The sequence below is a fragment of the Okeania sp. SIO3B5 genome, from assembly GCF_010692555.1.
GTDB lineage: Bacteria > Cyanobacteriota > Cyanobacteriia > Cyanobacteriales > Microcoleaceae > Okeania.
Map to the genome: position 1 here is coordinate 1 of NZ_JAAHHG010000633.1, position 5,182 is coordinate 5,182.

Below are 5,182 nucleotides of genomic sequence, written 5' to 3' on the forward strand. Positions count from 1 at the left end.
TCTGCGCCCAACGACGCTCTTCCGATCTTAAATATTAGGATGCGTGCGAGAAGTAACGTCAATTTCCAACGCTAAATCTGGAGGCGGACCGACAGTTAAATCTATTCGTTTCTTACCTCGTACTTTTGCCTCATTTTCAATATAAAAACAGTCATCAGGTTCAATACCTTGCTGCATCAATTCATTTTTAAAAGTTGTGGAACCAAGAGGCCAAAAATCAATTTCTAACTCCTGCATCAGCACCTTTAATAAATCTGCAATAATCACTTTTGCACTTTCATGTTCTGGTAATGGTGCCATAATTTCCAAAGTATTATTTTCATAAGCAATTCGCGAATTACGACTTTCTCCTAAGTCGGCTAAAATTCCTTCAAAATCTTGCCAACTTACATCTTTTAATAACACTCGCTGTCCTGGAGGAACAGTTAATTGTTGGAGTTTAACCAGCATTTTTTCTCCTTACAAAAACTAAGTAGGGTTTACTGAAAAAGTCTTTTTCAGGAGTAGGGGAGTAGGGGAGTGGGGGAGTAGGGGAGATTAGAATAGTTAAGAGAAACAAGGAATTATAGAAAAGATAGTCGGAACAATTGTCAGAGTTATTTTTCTGCTATCCCCCCTGTCTTTATATGCTAAGTTTTTGAGGGTTTTCAACATAAAACCAGGCATTTTTTTCGCTCCTTTAAAGGCTGAATCTTTTATCTGTCAATACTTTGAGTTTAATCAGCAAGCCCTAAGTAAGTTGGGTTATCCTACGGATAAGCTGGCGCTAACATCCCTCAACCCAACCTACATTTATTGCACCATTTAATTAGTCAGGGATTACTTTTGACTTTTGACTTTTGACTGACGATGAAATCTCTAACTTATTCTGCCGTTTCACCCTCTGACTCTGTAGATGACGCTCCCACAGGAGCTATTACACGCGCTAACACTAAGCCTGCTTCTCCTGCCGCTTCTACTCCTTCTGGTAAAGTAATTTGACTTAGCTGAAGAGATTCTCCTGACTTAAGACCTGAGATATCTATATCCAATGTTTCAGGAATTTTATCTGGTTTGCATCTGATTGCTAATTCTGTAACAACCTGGTCTAAAATTCCACCATCTACCTTAACTCCTACTGGATCGCCAACAAAATTTATAGGTACTTCTACATCTAAACTTCCATGAGCAGCTACGGAGAAAAAACTTAGGTGAAGAATTAAGGGTTTATAGGGATGAGATTGAACTTCCCGAAGAATAGTTTTACCACTCCAAGAAATATCAGGAACTTGAAGATCGATAATTGTATTGTTAATAGAGGTATCCTTTAACAACTTTTGTGCTTTTTTAACTTCAATTGTTAATGGAACTGATTCTGTACCTTGATGACCATATAATACTGCAGGAATTAATCCTTCTCGTCTTAGAGCTTTGGTTTTGCTACCTTCAGGTCTTTTTTGACATTCTACTGTAACTTCCATCTTGACTTTTTTCGCTTAGTTTGCTTACTGATTATATCAAAGTTTTGGGTACATGGCATTGACAATTAATTTGAAGAAGGAAGAAGGAAGAAGGAAGAAGGAAGAAGGGAAAATTACTGATGAATTTAAATGAGACGGTAGGATATTAAACCCGCCACATAAAAGATAATGACTATAATAGTAAAACCAGTGGGAGCATCTTGCTCCCGTTTTAAGTTTTGCTTGTCTCAAGCTAACTATTACAACGACAGAACTAACAAATCTTCTAAAACATCTATAATTATGCTTTTGGCAGAAGTTCGTATCAAGAGAAATAACATAAATAGAGAGGTATTAAAAAAACGGAATAAATAAATATTTAACTTTTACTTTTACCAGCAATTTATTACTTGAATAGGTTGTTCAACATTAATTATTAACAATTACCTTTCCTTTAATTAAGAAATAATCGTACTACCATGAGAACCTAAAAGTGCCCGCTTTGGTCCATGAATTGGGTCTTCAACGACAATAGTCTGGTCACGACTAGCTCCTAAAGACACAATGGCAATAGGTACATTCATTAGCTCTGCCAAAAACCGTAAATAATCTAAAGCTTGCTTGGGTAACTCTTCAAGACTTCTACAATCTATAGTTGGCTGTTGCCAACCAGGTAAAGTTTCATAAATAGGTTTACATTTAGCTAGCTGCAAAGAACTACTAGGAAAATCTTCACAACGATCGCCCTCCATATCATAAGCTACACATACTTTAATCTCTGACAATTCATCCAATACATCCAATTTAGTAATTGCCATACAATCCATACCATTAATTCGGACTGCATAACGTCCAATTACTGCATCAAACCATCCACACCGACGTTCACGACCAGTTGTTGTCCCAAATTCTGCACCGCGATCGCGTAGCAATGTCCCTATATCATCTTGAGCTTCTGTGGGAAATGGTCCTTCTCCCACTCTAGTAGTATAAGCCTTTGCCACACCAATTACTCGGTCAATCATTGTTGGCCCTACTCCCGCCCCCACACAAGCACCTCCTGCCACTGGATTTGAGGAAGTAACGTAAGGATAAGTACCGTGGTCTAAATCTAGGAGAGTACCTTGTGCCCCTTCAAATAAAATATTGTGTCTGTGCTGAATTGCATTGTAGATTTTCAAGGACGCGTCTATAACGTTAGGTCTGAGGCGCTCTGCATACTCCAGATATTCTTTTACTACCTCATCTGGGTCTAAAGGAGATAGATTATAAAGCTTCTCTAAAATTACATTCTTATAATTAACTGTCCAATTTATCTGCTCTCTTAATCTATCTGGACTAATCAAATCAATCATCCGAATCCCAGTACGCTCGGACTTATCAGCATAAGTTGGACCAATACCTCTTCCTGTAGTTCCTATTTTTTGACTACCTCTACGTTCCTCCGATGCCCGGTCTATTAGTCTATGGTAAGGCATTGTCACATGAGCAGCTTGAGAAATCATCAAATTTGATGTGGAGATTCCTAAAGCTTCAACCTGGTCTAATTCTTCAATCAGAACCTTGGGGTCGATAACTGTTCCAGAGCCAATGATACACTGAGTATCAGGATAAAGAATACCGGAAGGAATTAAGTGTAGTTTAAATGTTTGACCGTCAACAACAACAGTATGGCCAGCATTTACTCCCCCCTGGTAACGTACTACCACATCTGCTGACTTGCTCAACAAATCAGTAATTTTTCCTTTTCCTTCATCGCCCCACTGGGCACCTATTACGATTACGTTAGCCAAGGGTCTCCTCTACGGATAGTTAACACAATTCACTACTATTACATTAACTAAATATTATGTCAATCGATTTTTGTTAATTATTGTTACAATTAAGAGTGTATATCTCAAACTCTTGCTGTCATTGAGAGTTCAAAGTAGTGGACTGACACACCTTAAATGGTGCATTAGGGAGTAGGGAGTGGGGGAGTGGGGGAGTAGGGGAGATAAAGACACCTAGAAATAAAAATAAGAGTGCACAGTTTTAGCTGTGTCAGTCTAGTAGGAGGAGTTAGCATAAGGGGGAGTGAGGAAGTATGGGAGTAGGTAGGGATGTTGCATGTAACGTCCCTAAAGTGAGAAGTAAACATCAGAATAATTAACATTAACTGGGTTGTTAATTAGCAAATTCAATTATTTAATTCTGACTGGTTGACTACTGATTTTTTAATTCTAGAAAATACCATTACCATCCTAGATAAAATTATCAATATTAACTACATATCAACAGAAGTAACTTTCAGTATTTAGATAACTAACATTTGTTCAAAACTTATTTATTTAGGAAAACTTAATTACTGAAACTAGGATTACTTAATTCGTAAGCATTCAGCTATTAGCTGTCAGTTCTCAGCAATAAAACTCTGCTCTTAAAACTATACTTTATAAACACCTTTCTTAAGATAAAACTTGACCAAACAGAGAAGTTAGAAGTTATGTATTTGCTATTAAATAAATTTTTGCCTTCTTCCTTAGCTGATAGCTGTTAACGTTTGCGTAGCATTCCGTAGGAAAGTTCCTCCGATAGGAGGCTAGCTGACCGCTGTTTGCGCAGCATGATCTAGGAAATGCTTACCTTAATTAATACTTATACTTAAAGGATAAATTAGATTTCTATGGCTTTACACGCAGAATTACATCGACATTTAGGAGGTTCGGTAGTTCCTAGAGTTTTATGGCGATATTTCCAACGTCAAAACGAGGAGCTAGCAAAGCGTTTTCCCGAATATCAACAATTTGAAGAATTTTACACCAAACCAAGGAACACATTAGATGAATATTTGGAACTACATACATTAGTAGAACACGTTCAAACTATTGAGACATTGCCTTACTTTATTTATCGGTTAATTCGAGGTGCTTATACATTTGAAAATTTAGCTTATTTAGAGTTACGTTATACACCTTATTTGAGAACTCCAGAACATTTATCTCAGTCTGAACGTATAGATTTAATGTCAGAAATAGTTACAACTGTGGGTAAGGCAAGTCAACAAAATGAATACCCTATTGTTACTAGCCAAATTCTATGTATGCACACTAGATTACCTCATGAAGTTAATCAAGCAATTGTAGATTTAGCAGTACAAATGCCAGAATATGTATGTGCTATAGATTTAGCTGGTGGAGATAATCATTATGGTGAACGTATAGATGAGTTTATTAAACTGTATAAATATGCGCGTTCCCAGAAGGTAAAAACTACTGGGCATCTTTATGAAACTCCCGACGGTTGTCATCCAGAATTACTACCTTATTTAATGCGAATTGGTCATGGAATTCAAATTCCTTTAAAACATCCAGAACTATTAAAAGAGGTAGCTAAGAAAGGGCAATGTTTAGAAATTTGTCCAACTACTTATTTCAAAACAGGTACTATGGATAATATGAGTCAGTTAAAAACAGTATTTGACCAATGTTTTGATGCTGGAGTAGATATTGCTATTTGTACAGATAATGCTGGTTTACATAATGTACGTTTGCCGTTTGAATATGAGAATTTACTAACCTTAGATGTGATTGATTTTCGACAATTACAAGCTTGTCAAGATGCAGCATTTCGTCATGCTTTTGCTTGGCCTCATGGTAAGCGGCCAGAGGAAATGTTAACAGGATTATTACAGCCAGAACCTATAGTTTCAGGAGTTGATTGCTAGTATCAATGCCATCTCTCGACCGCTTTTTATCCCCTTA

General features: G+C 37.0%; 5 protein-coding genes. 2 read left to right on the forward strand and 3 right to left on the reverse strand.

Annotated elements, in window-relative coordinates; translation table 11 throughout:
* Positions 1–27: 27 nt before the first annotated feature.
* Together F6K54_RS39825 and F6K54_RS39830 are read right to left on the reverse strand one after the other, a co-directional pair.
* On the reverse strand, positions 28–450 hold the full coding sequence (locus F6K54_RS39825; protein ID WP_366558381.1) for a Uma2 family endonuclease: 423 nt from the start codon (positions 448–450) through the stop codon (positions 28–30).
* 413 nt (positions 451–863) lie between these two features.
* Positions 864–1,460 (reverse strand): 50S ribosomal protein L25/general stress protein Ctc, encoded by a 597-nt coding sequence (locus F6K54_RS39830; protein ID WP_293089844.1) that lies wholly within the window; start codon positions 1,458–1,460, stop codon positions 864–866.
* A 168-nt stretch (positions 1,461–1,628) separates the two neighbouring features.
* Here F6K54_RS39830 and F6K54_RS39835 point away from each other — a divergent pair, with 168 nt between their 5' ends.
* A complete protein-coding gene (locus tag F6K54_RS39835) occupies positions 1,629–1,814 on the forward strand; it encodes a hypothetical protein (protein WP_293089846.1) in 186 nt (61 codons plus the stop codon).
* Positions 1,815–1,897: 83 nt separating this feature from the next.
* Here F6K54_RS39835 and F6K54_RS39840 read toward each other — a convergent pair whose 3' ends face one another.
* Positions 1,898–3,232: an adenylosuccinate synthase gene (locus F6K54_RS39840; RefSeq protein ID WP_293089848.1), complete on the reverse strand. Its 1,335-nt coding sequence runs from the start codon at positions 3,230–3,232 to the stop codon at positions 1,898–1,900.
* Between the two features lie 872 nt (positions 3,233–4,104).
* Between F6K54_RS39840 and F6K54_RS39845 the strand changes: the two genes are divergently transcribed.
* Positions 4,105–5,145 carry an adenosine deaminase gene (locus F6K54_RS39845; RefSeq protein WP_293089850.1) on the forward strand — a complete coding sequence of 347 codons (1,041 nt, stop codon included), beginning with the start codon at positions 4,105–4,107 and terminating at the stop codon, positions 5,143–5,145.
* Positions 5,146–5,182 lie beyond the last annotated feature (37 nt).